This window comes from Kocuria sp. KSNUG (genome assembly GCF_049532735.1).
In the GTDB taxonomy this organism is placed as follows: Bacteria; Actinomycetota; Actinomycetes; order Actinomycetales; family Micrococcaceae; genus Kocuria; species Kocuria rhizophila.
Genome location: NZ_CP150981.1, coordinates 176874 through 196495 on the forward strand (window position 1 = coordinate 176874; position 19622 = coordinate 196495).

Sequence of the window (19622 nt, forward strand, 5' to 3'; positions counted from 1 at the left end):
GGCGGTCGCAGGGGCACTGTCACGCCCCCGCAGTCTGCACGGTCGGCTCGTGAGGTTTTTCCATGAGCAATCATGTGTAATTTTCACTCGCGAACCCACGGTCCGCCGTGGGCGGGGCTACGATCCTGCTGTTCTGATCACCCTTGGGCGCAGGAACGGATCGGCCGGGCTGTCGATCATCGAGCACTGCAGAATCCCCAGTGCGCCCCCCTCTGCAAAGGACCCACCATGGTCGCCACCGCACCCCTGCGCCGTTCCGTCGCCGCCACCGTCCTCGCACTCGCCCTGGCCGCGGGTCTCTCCGTGGCCGACGCCGCGCCCGCCGAAGCCGCGAGCTCCGCCAAACCGTGCACCGCAAGTGTCTCCGTCAAGAACCCCCGCCAGTGGACCACCACGGTGGTGAACGTGTCCCGCGTGGGCGCCAACGCCAAGGTGACCACCCGCGCGAAGTACAAGACCACGACCAACACCAAACAGGCCAAGGCCTCCGCCCGCGGCACCGCCGCAGTGAAGTACCCCATCGCCGGGGCAACCCCGGGCCGCACGGTCTGGGTGGACGTCACCGCCGTCTCCGGCAAGACCACGTGGAAGTGCTCCACCTCGTTCACTCCCCGCCGCAAGTAGTTCCCGTCCTGGCTGCGGGGCCCGTGGCTGCCGCAGCCAGAGAGGTTCCCGGACCGGCACAGCGATTCCTCGGGTGCGCCACGTCAGCGCCGGGGGCGGCATGAAAAGGCCGCAGGTCCTACAAGGACCTGCGGCTCCGAATGACACGAGCCGCGACAACGTGAACGTTGTCGCGGCTCGTGTCTGCTGCGGAGGATGGGGGATTTGAACCCCCGAGGGCGTTAACCCAACACGCGTTCCAGGCGTGCGCCATAGGCCGCTAGGCGAATCCTCCAGGCATGCACGTGTTCCGCTCTCGCGGGGCACGTGCGGCATTCAGCATAGCCGAACTCCCGTCCAGCGCGCGAATCCACGACCGGCAGATTCTCCTCAACGGCCCGAACGCCACCCCAGGTTGGCACGCTCGCCGTGATGCCATCATCCCTTGACCGCGCCGCCGGTGAGACCGGAGACGATGTACCGCTGCAGGAAGAGGAAGAGCAGAACCACCGGGATGGCCGCCAGCATGGCTCCGGCGGTGAACACACCCCAGTTCTCTCCGAACTGCACGGACACGAATTGGTAGAGCCCCACGGCCAAGGTGTACTTCTCCGGGTCCTGAAGAACGATCTGAGCCAGGAGGAAGTCGGAGAAGGATGCGATGAAGGACAGCATGCCCACGACCACCAGGATGGGAGAGACCAGCGGCAGGATGATGGTCCAGTAGATCTGGGCGTGGGAGGCCCCGTCCAGCGTGGCCGCCTCGTCCAGGTCCCGGGGGATGGTGTTGAAGAACCCGTACATCAAGAACGTGTTGGCTCCCAGGGCTCCCCCCAGGTACACGGCCACGAGGCCCATGCGGGAGTTGAGACCCAAGAACGGGTACACCTCGGATATTCCGAACAGCAGCAGGAAGATGGCCACGAAGGCGAGCAGCTGGGGGAACATCTGGATCACGAGGAGCGACATCAGTCCACCGCGGCGGAAGCGGAAGCGGAACCGGGAGAACGCGTAGGCGGCAGCCGCGCCCATGAGAACGGTGCCCACCGTGGTCGTCACCGAGATCACCAGTGAATTGCCGAACCACTTCAGGAACGGGTTCTGCGGGTCATTGAGCAGGTCGTGGTAGTTGGCGCTCGTGACCTGAGCGAACAGCTCGTTGGAACCCAGCAGGGACCCCGTGGGGGACAAGGACGCGGACAGTGCGTACACGAGGGGGAACAGGGCGAAGATGCACGTGGCGATGGCAGCCACGTGCTTCCAGCCACCACGCGCAAAGCGCTGGCCCGGGCTCAGCCGAGAACGGGCACCCCTCCGCGCGGGCAGTTGGGCCTGGTGGGAGCGCTTGTTGGAGACCTCGGCGCTGGCGGCGCTGGACGTCGATGAAGTGGACATGTCAGTTGATCTCCTCGAGAGCCTTGCTGCGACGGAACGTCAGGGCCGAGACCACGGCGACCATGATGAAGATGAGGATGGACAGCGCAGACGCCACGCCGTAGTCGTTGGTGCCGCCCTGGAAGGCGATCTTGTACACGAACGAGATGAGGATGTCCGTGGCGCCCACCCCGGTGGTGGACTCCAGGTCCTGGGGCCCACCCCCCGTCAGGAGGTAAATCACGTTGAAGTTGTTGAAGTTCATGGCGAACGAGGCAATCAGCAGCGGCCCCACGGCCACCATCAGCATCGGCAGGGTGATGGACCGGAACTTCTGAACACCGCGGGCACCGTCCATGTCCGCCGACTCGTAGAGCTCCGACGGGATGGACTGCAGCGCCCCCGTGGTGACCAGGAACATGTAGGGGAACCCGAGCCACGTGTTGACGAGGAGCAGGGACACCTTGGCGAGCCACGGATCATCCAGCCACGGCACGTGCGCCCCACCGAGCAGCACGTTGTTGATGTACCCGAAGTCCGTGTTCAGCAACCCCGCCCAGATGAGGATCGAGAGGAAGGCGGGGAAGGCATAGGGCAGGAAGATGATGGCCCGGTAGACGTTGCGGAACTTGAGGTTCTTGTCGTTCAGCAGGATGGCCAGCATGAGGCCCAGGAAGAAGGTCAGCGCCACGGAGAGGATCGCGAACGTGAAGGTCCACAACGTGACGGACACGAAGGGACCACCCAGGATCTCGGGATCGAAGATCGTGGCGAAGTTCTGGAACCCCACGAACACCCGCCAACCGGGCTTCAGCTCCTCACCGTCGGGACCGACGAACGCCCCCTCGCCGTTGTCGGCGTACACGGTCCCGTCCTCGGAGACCATGGCATTCTGTGCCTCGTCGTAGACGAGGGTGGGGTTGTAGGCGTAGGCGGTGCGGCCGTCATCCGTGCGCAGCGCACCGTCCTGGGGTTCACCCGTGGCCGGCACCCGGAGAGCCATGAGGTCCTCGGACGAGGCATTGATGCGCTCGCGGTCCAGGACCTCGTACCCGGCCACCGATTCGACGGTGGTGCCTGAAACTTGCGCGTCCGCCGCAGGAGCCAGCGGCTGCTCCGCCGTTCCCACGAGGACCTTGCCGTCCTCCACGGTGGCCAGCGCGAGCTCGCCGTCCTTGCTCAGGACGGTGACCTCGTACTGCGGACTGCCCTCAACCCTCTGCTCGTACGTCCGGGTCAGCTGTCCGATGGCGGCTTCCTTGGACGAGTTGTGTCCGTCGCCGTAGTTGGTGAACGCCGTACCCGCCGTGTAGAGGAGGACGAAGACCTGGAATACCAGCAGGAAGAGAAGGCCAGGGTAGAGATACTTGGCGGGCAGGAGCTTGCGCGTGGGGAGGAAGTAGACCAGGTCCGCCACCACCAGGGCGAGGACCAGGAACGTCAGGATTGCCCAGCTGCCCGCGGCCCATGCGGAGAGGATGCCGAAGAGCCCGAAGGCGTTGACCAGCGCCATCAGCACGAGCTTGACGAGGAAGCCCGCACCGAACCCCCGGGAGTGGGACTGCCGAGCCACGCGCTTTGGCTCGGGGACGCCGGCGCCGGTGTTCTGCGCCGCGAACCCCGCTGGGGGCTGACCTGTGTTCGTGCTCATTGGATCTGCCCTTCGATGTTGGCGATCATCTGGTCCCACAGCTCCACGGGCGCCCCGTCGCCTTCCACAATGCCGTTCTCCGCGGTCCCCCAGAAGGACCACACGGCACCCATGGCCGGGATCGCGGGCATGGGCAGGGCGGTGGTGGCGATTTCCGCATAGGAGGTGCGCAGCGGATCGTCACTGATGTTCTCGATGGCGGTCTTGCTCGCCGGCGGACGCCCCGTGCTCTCGTACAGGCTGTCCTGGGCATCCGCGCGCGTCAGATAATTGGCGGCGAAGTCCTGGGCGGCCACGGGGTTCTGTGCATTGGCGTTGACGAAGAAGGCACGGACCCCCGCAAAGGGGCGTGCCTCCTCGGGGCCAGCCGGAGGCACCGGCAGAACCGTGACGTCCATGCCGGCCTCCTCGATCTCTGCGACGTCCCACGGCCCTGCGATGTGGTACGGCGAGTCTCCCTTGATGAACGACTCCTTGGCGATGTCCGGAGTCATGGACGTGCGCAGGTCTCCGCTCTTGCCCAGGTCAGCGAGGTACTCGGCGAACTGGTGCCCCTGCTCGCCACCCATGGCCAGCTCGTCGGTGTACTCGCCGCTCTTCTCGCGCTTGAATACTTCGGCACCGAAGGACGTCTGCAGGGGATAGAGGTGGTAAGGATCTCCGGCGTCAGGGTCCTGGCTCACCGTGAAGGGGTAGGAGACACCCTGCTCCTTCATGACCCTGTGTCCGTCTGCCCGCAGATCGTCGAAGGTGGAGGGCTCCGCCGTCGTGAGCTCGTTGTTGCGCACGAGCGCCACACTCTCCACGCCGTAGGGGACGCCGTAGCTCACGCCGTTGTACTTGACGGCGTCCTGGGCGTTCTTCGTGAAGTCCTCACCGGCGTCCCCGAGCTCCACCGGAGCAACGACGCCGTTGGCGGCCAGCTGCCCCAGGTTGTCGTGCGGAGACACGATGATGTCCGGGGCCTGCCCGGTGGGCGACTGCGAGATGAAGTTGGAAATCGCCTGAGCGTTGATCTCTCGCTGCACGAACCGCACATCCACACCTGTATCCCGGGTGTACTCCTCGGCAGTGCTCTGCAGGCCGGGGATCTCGTCCTCACCGGCCTGGACGATGATCTCGCTGCTGCCCGCTCCGAGAGCTGGCGCCCCGGGGGTGGAGGAGCACCCCGTGAGCAGGAGGGCAAGGGAGGCGGCGGCGGCGGCGGCCCAGCGTCGGGAATGAATCATGGGATGAATCCTCATCGGTGGCGGTGGCACTCGGGGTGGGGCAGCGGCGTCGGCAGGAGAATGCCGGGAACCTGTCAGTCCGGGAGGCGACGCCCCCCGTTCGCGTCGAAGAAGTGGATGCGTTCCGCGACGGGAGCCACCCACACCGTGGCGCCCACGGCGGGGGGTGTGCGCCCCTCGGCCCGCAGCACCACGGGGCTGGGAGGCGCGTCCTCATCCGGGTACCCCTGCGCGGCGGCCGCGGACGGCTCAACACGGACGACGGTGTTGGCCGCGGTGAGCGGAGCCAGATGGCCGTAGACGTAGGCGTCCGCCCCGAGCTCCTCCACCATCTCTACGGCAATGGGCAGACCGTGGCCGTCCGAAGCCGGGAGCAGGTCCTCGGAACGGATGCCCACCGTCACGGAGTCCCCTGTGATCGCCTGGCACTGATCCCGGGTCAGCGAGAGTTTCATGGAGCCCAGCGTGAGGTGGTCGCCCTCGACGGGAACACGGAAGAGGTTCATGGCGGGTGATCCGATGAAGCCCGCCACGAACTCGCTGTTCGGGTGGTCGTAGAGGTTGCGCGGGGTGTCCACCTGGACGAGATGACCGTCCTTGAGCACCGCCACCCGGTCTCCCATGGTCATGGCCTCGACCTGGTCGTGGGTCACGTACACGGTGGTGACCCCGAGGCGCCGCGTCAGCGCGGCGATCTGTGTGCGCGTCTGGACGCGCAGCTTGGCATCCAGGTTGGACAACGGCTCATCCATGAGAAACACCTGGGGCGAGCGGACAATGGCCCGCCCCATGGCCACACGCTGTCGCTGTCCGCCGGAAAGCGCCTTGGGCTTGCGGTCGAGATAGGGCGTCAGGTCCAGGACGGCGGCGGCCTCCTCCACGCGGCGACGACGCTCGGCGGCGTTGACCTTCGCGATCTTCAGGGCGAAGCCCATGTTTTCTGCCACGGTCATGTGGGGATACAGCGCGTAGTTCTGGAAGACCATGGCGATGTCGCGGTCTCTGGCGGGAACATCCGTGACGTCACGGTCGCCGATGAAGATGCGACCGTCTGTCACCTCCTCGAGGCCCGCGAGCATGCGCAGCGTGGTGGACTTGCCACAACCCGACGGGCCGACCAGAACCAAGAACTCCCCATCGGCGATGTCCAGATCGAGATCCGTCACGGAAGGTCGCTCGGCGCCCGGGTATTGGCACGTGATGTGGTCGTAGGTGACAGATGCCATGAGCCGGAGCTCCTTTCTCGGGATCCCGCGGGTGACCGGGTGCCCCTCGGGGACCCTCACGGCAGATGTGACAGTGAGGTGCGTCACTCAATATAGGTGGCGCTCAATCGGATTCACGGGCGGCACGCCCACGGCCCCCAAATCTGTCCGACATGACTCCTCGCCGAGGCAGTGGCTGGGACCGCACGGTACGTGGCGCGGGTTCGAACTCGGCGCGCGCTTGGGCTAAAGTAGTGGCCAGCCCCTCGTGTGGCGCCATCTCGTAAAACTCCCCCAGGGCCGGAAGGCAGCAAGGGTATATGGGCTCTGGCGGGTGCACGGGGGGTCTTCACGTTCCTGGCTCCCCATGTGCACGAGCCCCCTGAGGGCGTCTGCGACCCCCGCTAGAGTCTTGTCTGTGACTACCGCCCTGTACCGCCGCTACCGCCCGGAGACCTTCGAGGACGTCATCGGTCAGGAGCACGTGACCGAGCCGCTGATGACCGCGCTGCGCAAGAACAGGGTCAATCACGCCTACCTCTTCTCCGGCCCCCGGGGCTGCGGCAAGACCACGTCCGCTCGCATCCTCGCCCGCTGCCTGAACTGCGCCGAGGGGCCCACGGCCACCCCGTGCGGACGGTGCGAGTCCTGCCAGGACCTGGCCCGGGACGGTGCCGGCTCGCTGGACGTCATCGAGATGGACGCCGCCTCCCACGGCGGCGTGGACCACGCGCGTGACCTGCGGGAGCGCGCCACCTTCGCACCCGTACGGGACCGCTACAAGATCTTCATCATCGACGAGGCCCACATGGTCACGCGCGAGGGCTTCAACGCACTGCTGAAGATCGTGGAGGAGCCGCCGGAGCACGTGAAGTTCATCTTCGCCACCACGGAGCCCTCCAAGGTGCTCACCACCATCCGCTCCCGCACGCACCACTACCCCTTCCGGCTGGTGCCGCCCGAGCCCCTCATGCGCTACCTCGAGCAGCTGTGCCAGGAGGAGGGCGTCACCACCGAACCCGGTGTGCTCTCCCTGGTGGTGCGCGCCGGCGGCGGGTCCGTGCGCGACTCGCTGTCCGTCCTGGACCAGCTCATGGCGGGCTCGGACGAGCGCGGGCTCACCTACGACCTCGCGGTCGCCCTGCTCGGCTACACCCACGCGGCTCTGCTGGACGACGTCGTGGACGCCTTCGCCGCCGGGGACGCCGCCACGGTGTTCTCCTCCGTGGACCGCGTGATCCAGACCGGGCAGGACCCCCGCCGGTTCGTGGAGGACCTGCTGGAACGTTTCCGTGACCTCGTGGTGGTCAACGCCGTCCCGGATTCTGCCGCCAACATCCTGCACGGGATGCCCACGGACCAGATCAACCGCCTGCGCAACCAGGCCACCCAGCTGGGCGCCGCAGAACTCTCCCGCTCCGCGGACATCACCAACGAGGCGCTCAACGAGATGACGGGGGCCACCTCCCCGCAGCTGCACCTGGAGCTGCTGTGCGCCCGCATCCTGCTGCCCTCCGCGGACGACACCACCCGCGGCATCACCTCCCGCGTGGACCGGCTGGAGCGGCGCCTCAGCATCCCGCGGGGCGCCGGGATCCGGCAGGGCGGCCAAGAGGTGCCCGCTGCGTCGGGAACGGTGGAACAGAGCGACGCGCCCGCAGCTCACGTACCCGGTGCTCCCGAGATCGCACCCGTGGCCCCCGACGCGTCGTCGGACCCCGACTCTTCTACGGCTCCCGCCCGTGAGCCCTCGGACCCGACGCCGTCCGGGCCCGTCCGGCAGGACGGCTCGGAACCGGGCCGCTCCGCCATGACCACACCGGACATCGCCGAGCCCTCGATCCCCGAGGACGAGGCGGAGGATCCGCAGGGCAGCGAGCACCCCGCCGCCGGTGACCCGGTCCCGGAAGAGGCTCGCGGTCCCCAGGGAAGTCACCCGCCCGCAGACGGGACCACGTCCGACCCCGAAGCCGCAGCACAGAACAACGCGTCCGACCGGCCCCGTTCCGAGCGCGAACGCGGTGGATCCGCCACGGGTCGTCCCGCCGGTCGAGACACCGCAGCAGCACCGGGACAGCAGGCTGCTGGTTCTCAGCACGCCGAGCACTCCGGCGGGAGCGACTCCGGCGGGGGCGACGCCGCCGCCAGTGACGTCACGAGCGGCGAGCTGGAGCTGCTGCGCTCCTCCTGGCCGGAGATCGTGTCCGCGCTGGCGGAGATCCGGCGTGTGGCCTGGGCCATCACGGTGCGCGGCACCCCCATCGCCTACGAGAACTCCACGCTGCGCATCGCCTTCGAGGGTGACGGCGACATCATGAACTTCCCCCGCTTCGAGGCGGACGTCCGCGCTGCCATCCAGAACGTGGTGGGTCTGGAGTGCGGGGTCGAGGCTGTGCGTCCCGGGGACACGAGGGGCCAGGGCGGCGGCGCAGACGGACCGTCCGCCGGCCCCGGGAAGGGCCCTGGCGGGCGAGGTCCAGCACCTCGCGCCCCTCGCGGTCCTTCTGCCACGGACCCGTCGTCCTCCCAGGAGCAGCCGGACTACTTCCGGGAGCCGGAGGGCTTCGGAGTCAACCGACGGCGGCAGGCACCGTCCTCCGATGAAGCGGGCCCCGGGTTCCCGCAGGGATCGTCCGCGCCACCGTTCCGGGAAGGGCCCGGTGGGCAGCCAGCCCCACAGGAGGCGCAGCCGCGCGGGTCGCGCGGCTCCGACACCGCACCACCGGAGGACGACGAACCGGTCACCTCGTGGTCCGTGGCCGCAATCCCCCAGCCGGGCACCGAGTCCGGAGAGAGCCGAACGAGCTCCGAACCTCAGAGCACCCAGGCACCCCGGGAGGCCGAACCCACAGACACCGCGTCTTCCTCGGCGCCGCCGGTCGACTCGTCGTCCGGAGCAGCCGAGGATCCCGGCACCGCCACAAGCCCCGATCCCCGGCCCGGAAACCCGGCACCGGACGGCTCCGGCTCCCCCACCGGTGAGCCCCTCGCCCGTGACGGTCGTGGGCGCCGCGCACCGGGCGCCGCGGCCATGGACGGGACCCAGAGAAGCGAGCAGGCAACCGGTTCCAAGATCGGCGCGGTGGGGTCCGCTCACGTCCCCGACCCTCGGGACGGCGGCTCCGCCGAGGGAACCCAGGACGACGACGCACTGCGTCCCAGCCCTCACGGTGGGGGTCGGCAGGACCACGGCCCGTCGACCGCCCCGGCTCACCGCCCCTCCGCCGACCGCGGTCCCGAGTACTGGAGCCCCGAAGAACCGCCCCCTCCACTGGAGGACGAACCCCCGGCGGACATGTACGACGAGCCGAGCCCGTCGGCGTCGCCGGCCTCTGCCCCTGCCGCGCCCTCCGACGCCGCGGAGAGCTCCCTGGGCAGCACGGGCGGCCCGGGAACCCCGCGTCGCGGCTGGCGCGAGCGCCACGCGGCAGCCATCGCGGCGGCCAGCAGAGGATCCGCGAACATCGCGCCGCCCAGCACCCGCAGCCCCGGCGTGGACGAGGAGAACTTCGTCCCGGGCGCGGACGACGAATCCCTGGAGGACTCGTCCCTGTACGGGAAGGCCGCGATCGAACGCATCCTGGGGGGGATGCTCATCGACGAGCGGGCGCACGACGCGAGCCAGTGACCGGCGCGCCACAACGGCCCGCCCGGCACCACAGGACGCCACAGCGTGCCGCGCACCGAGCCACAGGGCCGCGTAGCCGCCCTCCCGCGACACTGCCCCGCCGCACCACCGTACGGTGACCCGCCGGCCCGCGGCTCCGGCCACCACCATCTTCCTGAAGGAGCACCGTGTACGAAGGACCGGTCCAAGACCTCATCGACGAGCTGGGACGCCTGCCCGGCGTGGGCCCCAAGTCCGCGCAGCGCATCGCGTTCCACCTGCTGGACGCGGACAAGGACGAGGTCCAGCAGCTCGTGGACGCCATCTCCACGGTGAAGACCTCCGTGTCCTTCTGCGTGGTCTGCGGCAACGTGACCGAGCAGGAGGAGTGCGCCATCTGTCGGGATGCCCGCCGGGACCGCAGCGTGATCTGCGTGGTGGAGGAGTCCAAGGACGTCATGGCCATTGAGCGCACCCGCAGCTACCGCGGGCTCTACCACGTGCTGGGCGGCGCCATCTCCCCGCTGCAGGGAGTGGGCCCGGACCAGCTGCGCATCCGGGAGCTGATGACCCGGCTGTCGGACGAGACGGTGCAGGAGATCGTCCTGGCCACGGACCCCAACCTCGAGGGCGAGGCCACGGCCACGTACCTGTCCCGACTGCTGAAGACCCTGGGCATCCGAGTCACCCGTCTGGCCTCCGGGCTGCCTGTGGGCGGTGACCTGGAGTACGCGGACGAGGTCACACTGGGCCGCGCGTTCGAGGGCCGCACTGTGGTCTCGGAGGCCACGTAGGGCACCGCGCTGGCCCGCCGGACAGTGCGCCTGCCTGCCCGGAGCCGCCCCGTGATCCCGTGATCGGCGGTTCCCCGAACCAGTAGCATGGAGCAGAATCCCCGAGACCGCCCGCCCGCACAGGGCAGGTGCCCGTCCGCGAGAGGAATGCATGAGCCTCATTGTCCAGAAGTTCGGCGGCTCGTCGGTCGCCGATGCCGACGGCGTCCGCAGGGTCGCCCGGCGAGTGGCCGAGACCCGCAACGCCGGCAACCAGGTGGTCGTGGTCGTCTCCGCCATGGGCGACACCACCGACGACCTCCTGGACCTCGCCAACGAGGTGGCCCGCAAGCCACCCGCCCGCGAGCTGGACATGCTGCTGACCTCGGGTGAGCGGATCTCCATGGCGCTGCTGGCCATGGCCATCTCGGACCTCGGCGTCCCGGCGCAGTCCTTCACGGGCTCCCAGGCGGGCATGATCACGGACGGCGCCCACGGTGCGGCCAAGCTCGTGGAGGTCAGCCCGCTGCGGGTTCAGGAGGCGCTGGACAACGACAACGTGGCGATCATCGCCGGTTTCCAGGGCATGAACCGGTCTTCTAAGGACATCACCACGCTCGGCCGTGGCGGTTCGGACACCACCGCCGTGGCGCTGGCCGCAGCCCTCAAGGCGGACGTGTGCGAGATCTACTCGGACGTGGACGGCGTGTACTCCGCGGATCCGCGCATCGTGCCCTCGGCCCAGAAGCTGGACCGGGTCTCCTCGGAGGAGATGCTGGAACTGGCGGCGAACGGCGCCAAGATCCTGCACCTGCGCTGCGTGGAGTACGCCCGCCGCTTCAACGTCCCGCTGCACGTCCGCTCGTCCTTCACCCACAACGAGGGCACCTGGGTCCTGCCCAGCCCCGACGAGATCCTCACTCCCCAGAAGGAGATCCCCTTGGAACAGCCGCTGATCGCCGGTATCGCTCATGATCGCAGCCAGGCCAAGATCACGATCGTGGGCGCACCGGACCACCCGGGCATCGCCTCACGGATCTTCCGCCTGCTTGCGGACTCCGAGGTGTACGTGGACATGATCGTGCAGAACGTCTCCACCGGCGAGCACCCGCTCACGGACGTGTCCTTCACCCTGGACGAGTCCCAGGGCACGCTGGCCATGAACCTGCTGCGCGCCGCCGAGGAGAAGATCGGCTACACCCGCCTGGACTACAACAGCGAGGTGGGCAAACTGTCGCTGGTGGGGGCGGGCATGAAGACGAACACGGGCGTGGCCTTCCAGTTCTTCCAGGCGCTCGCGGACGCGAACATCAACGTGGACATGATCTCCACGTCCGAGGTCCGCATCTCGATCGTGACCTCCGTGGACAAGCTCGACGAGGCCGTGCGCGCCGTCCACACGGCCTTCGACCTGGACTCCAGCGAGGAAGCGACCGTCTACGGGGGCACGGGGCGCTGACCCCGGCGCACCTGCCATGACCACACGCCCCACGCCTGCCGAGGACCCACTGGCCCTGTCGAACCAGCTGTGCTTCTCCCTGTCCGTGGCCTCGCGCATGGTGGTGCACAGCTACCGCCCGGTCCTGGAGCCGCTGGGCCTGACCCACCCGCAGTACCTGGTGATGCTGGCCCTGTGGGACCGCCACCCGCGCACGGTCAAGGACCTGGGTGAGCACCTCATGCAGGATTCCGCCACGCTCTCCCCGCTGCTCAAGCGCCTGGAGGCCCGCGGGCTCATCACCCGGGAGCGGGATCCGGGCAACGAGCGCGCGCTCGCCGTGACCGTCACGCCCGAGGGTGCTGCGCTGCGGGAACGGGCCGTGCAGGTCCCGGAGGAGATGATGCGCCGGCTGCGGGTCACTGCGGAACAGGTGCAACGGCTCAACGAAGAGATGCACCTGCTGATCGCCACCGCACAGGAGAACGCGCAGGAGAACGAGGAGGACGGCACCCGTGCGTGAGGTCCTCAGCCGGGAGGAGTGGACCCGGAGGGAACGGGCCCACCAGGACCGGGTCTCCCGCTGGACGGAGCCGTTCCTGGAGCGCCGTTCCCGCGGGGAGAAGCACCCCGTGGAGGACTTCCTCTTCACCTACTACACGCTCTCCCCCGCGCAGTTCACCCGCTGGCACCCGGGCCCCGGGGTTGTCCTGCTCGGCGCCCCGGAGCGCGCGGACTGGAAGTTCTACCGCCCCGCCACCGCCGCGGAGCTGGCCGCCGTGGCCGCACGGGAGGCCGCGAGCGGCGTCGTCGTGGATGCGCACGCGTTCGTGGCCAAGCGGGAGACGGCGGTGAAGTTCACGCGCGAGATCCTGGCGAACACCGCGGCCAAGTCCGGCACGTTCGACTGCTTCGGGCTGCACGAGTGGGCCATGGCGTATCGCGCGGACGAGAACGGCGTGCGCCACGAGAACGCGGCGCTGCGCCTGGGCGCGAGCGGCACCGATGCCGTGGTGGAGGGCCACCGGATCCGGTGCTCGCACTTCGACGCGTTCCGCTTCTTCCAGCCGCAGGCCGTGGAGCGCAACGAGCTGCAGCCCACGCGCGAGGCCCAGCGCACCATGGAGCAGCCGGGGTGCCTGCACGCGAGCATGGACCTCTACAAGTGGGCGTACAAGCTGCTGCCCGCGGTGGACTCGGAGCTGCTTGCGGACTGCTTCGAGCTCGCGTGGGACGTGCGCGTCACGGACATGGAGGCCTCCCCCTACGACCTCGCGGACTGGGGCTACGAGCCCGTGCGGATCGAGACCCCCGAGGGCAAGGCCGAGTACGTGCGGCGGCAGCGCGCGTTCGCCGCACGCGGCACGGAGCTGCGGCACCGCCTGGTCTCCGCCACGGACCGCATCCTGGCCGCCGCCGCGTGAGCTGGCAGCAGGTTCCCGACGCCGCCGCGGTCACCCGCGCGCTCGCGGGGCCGTCCAGTGCGGTCCCGGTGCGTGTGGGGGACGCCTCCCTGGTGCTCACGCGGGACTCCGCGGGGTTCCTGCGGGCCCTGCGCAATGAGTGCCCGCACCAGGGCGCCACCGTGTGCCGCTCGGCGGAGCAGGGCGCCGATGCGCTGGAATGCCCCAACCACTACTGGGTCTTCGACCTCGCGGGCACCTTCCAGGGATCCCGGCTGGCCCTGGAGATGGGCCGCACCGCACCCCCGGACCCGGCCAAGAACCTGCCGGAGGTCCCGTGCCGGGAGGTGGCCGGTCTCGTCGAGGTGGACGTGTGAGTCCCGCACCGGCTCTCCCCGGGGTGGGCCGGAAATCGAGAGTTGCGGTCCGCTGATGCCGGAGCGGGTCGCGGGCACCCACTAGAGTGGGGAGCGCAAGCTCGCGGAGCGTCGTCGTCGCCCGGGGAACGCTCCCGGACGCGCCCGACGTGAGACGGCACCGACTCCGCGCGCCCCACAGTTCCCACACCGCGTACAGGAGCGTTCCATGGCCCGAATCGTCGTCGACGTCATGCCCAAGCCGGAGATCCTCGACCCGCAGGGCAAGGCCATTGCGAACGAGCTGCCCCGCATCGGTCTCAGCGGCTTCACCGAGGTCCGCCAGGGCCGCCGCTTCGAGCTCACCGTGGAGGGCGAGGCCACCGAGCAGGTGCTCGCGCAGGCCCGCGAGGCCGCGGAGAAGCTGCTCTCCAACCCGGTGATCGAGGACGTGGTCAACGTCAGCGCACTGCCCGAGGAGCACTGAGCGTGGCCCAGAACCTGACCGCCGAGCAGACCCCCCTGGTGGCGGACCTCTCCCAGCCCGCCCCGGACTCCCGCCTCGCGGCCGTGCGCGTGGGCGTGGTGACCTTTCCCGGCACCCTGGACGACCGCGACGCCGCCCGCGCCGTGGAGATCGCCGGCGGCACTGCCGTGCCGCTGTGGTACGCGGACGAGGACCTGCAGGGCGTGGACGCGGTGATCCTGCCCGGCGGCTTCTCCTACGGCGACTACCTCCGGGCCGGCGCGATCGCGCGCTTCGCCCCGCTCATGGACAAGATCGTGGACGCGGCGAGCGCGGACGGCGGGATGCCCGTGCTCGGGATCTGCAACGGCTTCCAGGTGCTCACCGAGGCGCACCTGCTGCCCGGGTCCATGATCAAGAACGAGCAGCTGAAGTTCATCTGCCGGGACCAGGGCCTGCGCGTGGAGAACGCGGACACTGCGTGGACCGGTCGCTTCACGGCCGGCCAGGAGATCGTGGTGCCGCTGAAGAACCAGGACGGGCAGTACGTGGCGGGCCAGCGCACCCTGGACGAGCTCGAGGCCGAGCACCGCGTGGTCTTCCGCTACACGGGCGGCAACCCGAACGGCTCCCGCAACGACATCGCCGGGATCACCAACGCGCAGGGCAACGTGGTGGGGCTCATGCCGCACCCCGAGCACGCCGTGGAGCCCGGTTTCGGCGCGGACCTCTCCGGCGCCGGCACCGTGGGGATGCGCGAGGGCACGGACGGGCTGGACGTGTTCGTCTCCGTCCTGGAGCGCCTGACCCGCTGACGGACGACGACGCCGCGGACCTGGGCGGCGTCGTCGTGCCCCAGCGCACGGCAGGCCGACCTCCCCTCCGCCGCGAGCGGGCCACCGCCACCGCGCAGCACCCACCAGCCACCACGAACCGGCGTGAGCGCACCTCACGCCCCACCCGTTCACGTAAGGGACCCGCAGACGTCATGAGTGAAACGCACTTCAACCTGGACACCGTGGAGCACGCCACCGCTACCCCGGACACCGAGCTGCCCTGGGCCGAGCTGGGCCTGAACGAGGTCGAGTTCGAGCGCATCAAGGAGATCCTGGGCCGCCGCCCCACCGCGGCGGAGCTGGCCATGTACTCCGTGATGTGGTCCGAGCACTGCTCCTACAAGTCCTCCAAGGTGCACCTGCGCCAGTTCGGCGAGAAGGTCACGGACGAGATGCGCCAGAATCTCATGGTGGGCATCGGGGAGAACGCCGGTGTCACGGACATCGGGGACGGCTGGGCCGTGACGTTCAAGATCGAGTCCCACAACCACCCGTCCTACGTGGAGCCCTACCAGGGTGCGGCCACGGGCGTGGGCGGGATCGTGCGGGACATCATCTCCATGGGTGCCCGCCCCGTGGCCGTGATGGACCCGCTGCGCTTCGGCGCGATCGACCACCCGGACACCCAGCGCGTGGTGCACGGGATCGTGGCCGGCGTGGGCGGCTACGGCAACTCGCTGGGGCTGCCGAACATCGGCGGCGAGGTGGAGTTCGACCCCTGCTACCAGGGCAACCCCCTGGTCAACGCGCTGGCCGTGGGCGTGATGCGCCACGAGGACATCCGCCTGGCCACCGCCTCCGGCACGGGCAACAGGGTGGTGCTCTTCGGAGCGCGCACCGGCGGTGACGGCATCGGCGGTGCGTCCGTGCTGGCGTCGGAGTCCTTCGACGACTCCAAGCCCTCCAAGCGCCCCGCCGTGCAGGTGGGTGACCCCTTCGCGGAGAAGGTGCTCATCGAGTGCTGCCTGGAGCTGTTCAAGTCCTCCCTGGTGGAGGGCATCCAGGACCTCGGGGCGGCGGGCATCTCCTGCGCCACCTCCGAGCTGGCCTCCAACGGGGACGGCGGGATGCGGGTGAACCTGGACGAGGTGCTGCTGCGCGATCCCTCGCTGACCCCGGGTGAGATCCTCATGTCCGAGTCCCAGGAGCGGATGATGGCCGTGGTCACCCCCGAGAAGGTCGAGGCCTTCGAGGCGGTCATGGCCAGGTGGGACGTCGAGTACTCGTGGATCGGGGAGGTCACGGACACCGGCCGGCTGGTCATCGACTACCAGGGCGAGGTGATCGTGGACGTGGATCCGCGCACCGTGGCCCACGACGGCCCCGTCTACGAGCGCCCCTATGACCGCCCCGCGTCCCAGGACGCCCTGCAGGAAGCGCACTTCACCGGCTCCCCCGAGGACGCCGCGCGCCCGTCCGGTGCGGAGCTCGGCCCCGCGCTGCTCGAGCTGATGGCCTCCCCCAACCTGTGCTCCAAGGAGTGGGTCACCAGCCAGTACGACCGCTACGTGCAGGGCAACACGGCCATGGCCATGCCCGACGACGCCGGCGTGGTCCGCGTGGACGAGCGCAGCAACCTGGGCGTGGCCCTGTCCACGGACTCCAACGGCCGCTACACCCGCCTGGACCCGTACCACGGCGCGCAGCTCGCCCTCGCGCAGGCGTACCGCAACGTGGCCACCGCGGGCGCCCGCCCCGTGGCGGTCTCCGACTGCCTGAACTTCGGCTCCCCCGAGGACCCGGACGTGATGTGGCAGTTCGCGGAGGCCGTGCGCGGTCTCGCGGACGGCTGCCAGGCCATCGGCGTGCCCGTCACGGGCGGCAACGTGTCCCTCTACAACCAGACCGGCGGTGTGGCCATCAACCCCACCCCGGTGGTGGCCATGATGGGCGTGTTCGACGACGTCACGCGCCGCACCCCCTCGGGCTGGCGCGAGGACGGCCAGGCGGTCTACCTCATGGGAGAGACCGCGGACGAGCTGGACGGCTCCGAGTGGGCGCGCATCCGCGGCCACCTGGGCGGCACGCCCCCGCGCGTGGACCTGGACCGGGAGCGCGTGCTCGCGGACATGCTGATCAACATGTCCCGGGACGGCATGATCGACGCCGCGCACGACGTCGCCGAGGGCGGGCTCGCCGCCACGCTCGCCGAGATGGCCCTGCGCTTCGGCGTGGGCGCCCGCATCAGCCTCGGCGAGGTGGCCGAGCGTGACGGCCTGGACCTGTTCACGCTGCTGTTCTCCGAGACCCAGGCGCGCGCCGTCGTGAGCGTGCCGCGCTCCGAGGAGGTCCGCTTCCGGGACATGTGCACCGTGCGCAACTATCCTTTCGCAAGGATCGGTGTCGTGGACACCGAGAACGGATCCCTGGACTTCCAGGGGGAGTTCGCGGTGCCGTTGGACGAGCTGCGGGCCGCTCACGAGGACACGCTGCCGCGGCACTTCGGCTGAGCTCCGCGAGTGAGCGGGCGGCACGAGAGACTTTGGAGGGTGTGGGAATGGTGGACGAGCTGCCGGGCGACGAGCCCCCGGGGCCGATAGTCACGCGTCGGCTGGAGCTGCGGCCGTTCACGCCGGACGAGCTGGAGGCCGTCGCCTCGGGCACCTCCCTGCCCCACTTCGCGGAGGGCTTCCCCTCGCTGCAGAACCAGGACTGGGCCCGGGACGCCGTGGCCGCCGGGCAGCACTACTTCATCGAGTCCCGGTGCGCGCAGCGGGCCGTGGTGGAGCGCTCCTCGGGCCAGGTCATCGGCGCGGCGGGGTTCACGGGACCCGCCATGGACCACGAGCTCGAGGTCGAGGGGTCCCTGGTGCCGCAGCACCGGGGCCAGGGGCTCGCCACCGAGGGGTTGCGCGCCCTGCTGGAGGAAGCCTTCGAGGATCCCGACGTGCGCGCGGTCCAGGCCTCGGTGCCCACGGGCGAGCACCCCGCACACCACGTCCTCGCGCGGTGCGGGTTCCAGCCCCTGCCCTCCGACGGCACGGAGGACTCCTACCGCCTGCCGCGCCCCTGAGCCACTCCCGTGAGCCCCTGGATACCCTTCAACCTGCTGCCCGCGGACACCCTGCCCGAGTGGATCCTGGTGGCCCTCGCGGGGCTGGACCTGCTGCTCAAGATCGTGGCCCTGGGCTGGATCCCCCACCGGCGCCGCCCGTCCGTGGCGCTCGCGTGGTTGTTGGCCATCTTCCTGGTGCCGTACGCGGGGATCGTGCTGTTCCTGGTGCTCGGCTCCGCCCGCCTGCCGCGCAAGCGCATGGAGCAGCAGGCACGGATGAACCACGTGATCCAGGAGAACACTCCCCCGGGGGTGGCCGTGGACCGCGAGCTGGAGCGCTACCCCCAGTGGGTGCGCACCACGGCGGAACTCAACCAGAACCTGGGCGCGCTGCCCATGGTGGGCGGCAACCACTTCGAGATCCTTCCCGACAACCACGAGAACATGGCGCGGATGGCCGCGGACGTGGACGCCGCCACGGACTACGTGCACTTCGAGTTCTACATCGTGGCCGTGGACCAGGTCTCCCGCGACCTGCTCAACGCCCTGATCCGGGCCCACGAGCGGGGCGTGCGCGTGCGCATCCTCATCGACCACGTGGGCTCCCTGGGATACCCCGGCTACGCCGAACTGGTCAAGGAGTTCGACCGCTCCGGTGTGCCGTGGCGCCGCATGCTGCCCATCCGCCCGTGGCGCGGGGAGTGGCAGCGCCCGGACCTGCGCAACCACCGCAAGATCCTGGTGGTGGACGGCCGGGTGGCCCACACGGGCTCGCAGAACATCATCCACCGCTCGTACAACAAGCGGAAGAACATCCGGAAGGGCCGCCAGTGGCGTGACCTCATGATCCGTTGCACCGGCGCCGTGGTCACGGAGCTCAACGCCGTGTTCGTCTCCGACTGGTACTCCGAGACGGACGACCTGCTGCTGGACGAGTCCCCCTCCGCCCTGGAGCCGAGCCCCGGGCCCGCGTACGCGCAGGTGGTCCCCTCCGGGCCCGGCTTCGAGACCGAGAACAACCTGCGGCTGTTCAACCACCTGATCTACAACGCCAACCGCCGGGTGGTGATCTCCAGCCCGTACTTCGTGCCGGACGAGTCCCTGCTCCATGCCCTCACCACGGAGGCGCAGGCCGGGGTGCAGATCCAGCTGTTCGTGGGGGAGACCTCTGACCAGTTCCTCGCGCAGCACGCCCAGAACTCGTACTACTCCGAGCTGGCGCGCGCCGGTGTGGAGATCTACCGCTACAGCTCCCCCACGGTGCTGCACGCCAAGTTCGTGCTCGTGGACGACATCGTCTCCGTGATCGGCTCCTCCAACATGGACGAGCGTTCCTTCGCCCTGGACCTCGAGGTCTCCGTGATGATCGTGGACCGGGAGTTCCGCGCCCGCATGGAACGCGTGGTCGAGGACTTCACGGCGTGCTCCACGCTCCTGGACGTGGCCGCGTGGGAGCAGCGCTCCCTGGGGCGCAAGTACGTGGAGAACATCTGCCGCCTCACCTCCGGCCTGCTCTGACACCACCCCGGACGACGACGCCGCGCGGCCCGGTGCGGCGTCGTCCGTCCCCTCCGCATCGTCCACTCCGAGCTGCCCACACGGAGCCGGGCGGCCCGGGTGGGGCATGAGGGGCCGGACCGCGCCGGGGGTGTGCCCGCGTGCGCGTTCCGCGCCCGGGTGCGCGAA

General features: G+C 69.6%; 16 protein-coding genes, 1 tRNA gene and 1 other RNA gene. 13 read left to right on the forward strand and 5 right to left on the reverse strand.

What is annotated here, in order from left to right:
- The first annotated feature begins 228 nt into the window (after window positions 1-228).
- Window positions 229-624: a hypothetical protein gene (locus AABM36_RS00785; RefSeq protein ID WP_019309902.1), complete on the forward strand. Its 396-nt coding sequence runs from the start codon at window positions 229-231 to the stop codon at window positions 622-624.
- A 189-nt stretch (window positions 625-813) separates the two neighbouring features.
- Here the strand turns inward: AABM36_RS00785 and AABM36_RS00790 are convergent.
- The 5 genes from AABM36_RS00790 to AABM36_RS00810 all read right to left on the reverse strand — a co-directional run bounded on the left by AABM36_RS00790 (window position 814) and on the right by AABM36_RS00810 (window position 6083).
- A tRNA-Ser gene (locus tag AABM36_RS00790) sits at window positions 814-898 on the reverse strand.
- 143 nt (window positions 899-1041) lie between these two features.
- A complete protein-coding gene (locus AABM36_RS00795; protein ID WP_223110251.1) occupies window positions 1042-1998 on the reverse strand; it encodes a sugar ABC transporter permease in 957 nt (318 codons plus the stop codon).
- Window position 1999: 1 nt separating this feature from the next.
- Window positions 2000-3628, reverse strand: coding sequence for an ABC transporter permease subunit (locus AABM36_RS00800; RefSeq protein WP_019309900.1), 1629 nt, complete (start codon window positions 3626-3628; stop codon window positions 2000-2002).
- Entirely contained in the window at window positions 3625-4857 is a 1233-nt protein-coding gene (locus AABM36_RS00805) for a sugar ABC transporter substrate-binding protein (protein ID WP_019309899.1), read from the reverse strand. Before AABM36_RS00805 ends, AABM36_RS00800 begins: the two co-directional genes overlap by 4 nt.
- 74 nt (window positions 4858-4931) lie before the next feature.
- Window positions 4932-6083 (reverse strand): ABC transporter ATP-binding protein, encoded by a 1152-nt coding sequence (locus AABM36_RS00810; protein ID WP_019309898.1) that lies wholly within the window; start codon window positions 6081-6083, stop codon window positions 4932-4934.
- Between the two features lie 236 nt (window positions 6084-6319).
- On the opposite strand from AABM36_RS00810, the gene ffs reads away from it, so the two are divergent.
- From ffs to cls, 12 genes are all read left to right on the forward strand, one after another.
- An RNA gene (gene ffs, locus AABM36_RS00815) (signal recognition particle sRNA small type) lies at window positions 6320-6416 on the forward strand.
- 64 nt (window positions 6417-6480) lie between these two features.
- Entirely contained in the window at window positions 6481-9690 is a 3210-nt protein-coding gene (locus AABM36_RS00820) for a DNA polymerase III subunit gamma and tau (RefSeq protein ID WP_019309897.1), read from the forward strand.
- 167 nt (window positions 9691-9857) lie between these two features.
- Entirely contained in the window at window positions 9858-10463 is a 606-nt protein-coding gene (gene recR, locus AABM36_RS00825) for a recombination mediator RecR (RefSeq protein ID WP_019309896.1), read from the forward strand.
- A 151-nt stretch (window positions 10464-10614) separates the two neighbouring features.
- Entirely contained in the window at window positions 10615-11901 is a 1287-nt protein-coding gene (locus tag AABM36_RS00830) for an aspartate kinase (RefSeq protein WP_019309895.1), read from the forward strand.
- A 16-nt stretch (window positions 11902-11917) separates the two neighbouring features.
- On the forward strand, window positions 11918-12403 hold the full coding sequence (locus AABM36_RS00835; protein WP_019309894.1) for a MarR family winged helix-turn-helix transcriptional regulator: 486 nt from the start codon (window positions 11918-11920) through the stop codon (window positions 12401-12403).
- Window positions 12396-13304, forward strand: a complete 909-nt coding sequence (locus AABM36_RS00840; protein ID WP_019309893.1) for a hypothetical protein — start codon at window positions 12396-12398, stop codon at window positions 13302-13304. Before AABM36_RS00835 ends, AABM36_RS00840 begins: the two co-directional genes overlap by 8 nt.
- A complete protein-coding gene (locus AABM36_RS00845; RefSeq protein WP_019309892.1) occupies window positions 13301-13660 on the forward strand; it encodes a Rieske 2Fe-2S domain-containing protein in 360 nt (119 codons plus the stop codon). Before AABM36_RS00840 ends, AABM36_RS00845 begins: the two co-directional genes overlap by 4 nt.
- A 208-nt stretch (window positions 13661-13868) precedes the next feature.
- On the forward strand, window positions 13869-14126 hold the full coding sequence (gene purS / locus AABM36_RS00850) for a phosphoribosylformylglycinamidine synthase subunit PurS (RefSeq protein WP_019309891.1): 258 nt from the start codon (window positions 13869-13871) through the stop codon (window positions 14124-14126).
- A gap of 2 nt (window positions 14127-14128) precedes the next feature.
- Window positions 14129-14920, forward strand: a complete 792-nt coding sequence (purQ, locus tag AABM36_RS00855) for a phosphoribosylformylglycinamidine synthase subunit PurQ (protein WP_019309890.1) — start codon at window positions 14129-14131, stop codon at window positions 14918-14920.
- 173 nt (window positions 14921-15093) lie between these two features.
- A complete protein-coding gene (gene purL / locus AABM36_RS00860) occupies window positions 15094-17391 on the forward strand; it encodes a phosphoribosylformylglycinamidine synthase subunit PurL (protein WP_019309889.1) in 2298 nt (765 codons plus the stop codon).
- Between the two features lie 47 nt (window positions 17392-17438).
- Window positions 17439-17954, forward strand: coding sequence for a GNAT family N-acetyltransferase (locus tag AABM36_RS00865; protein WP_019309888.1), 516 nt, complete (start codon window positions 17439-17441; stop codon window positions 17952-17954).
- Window positions 17955-17963: 9 nt separating this feature from the next.
- Window positions 17964-19454, forward strand: a complete 1491-nt coding sequence (gene cls / locus AABM36_RS00870; protein ID WP_019309887.1) for a cardiolipin synthase — start codon at window positions 17964-17966, stop codon at window positions 19452-19454.
- Window positions 19455-19622 lie beyond the last annotated feature (168 nt).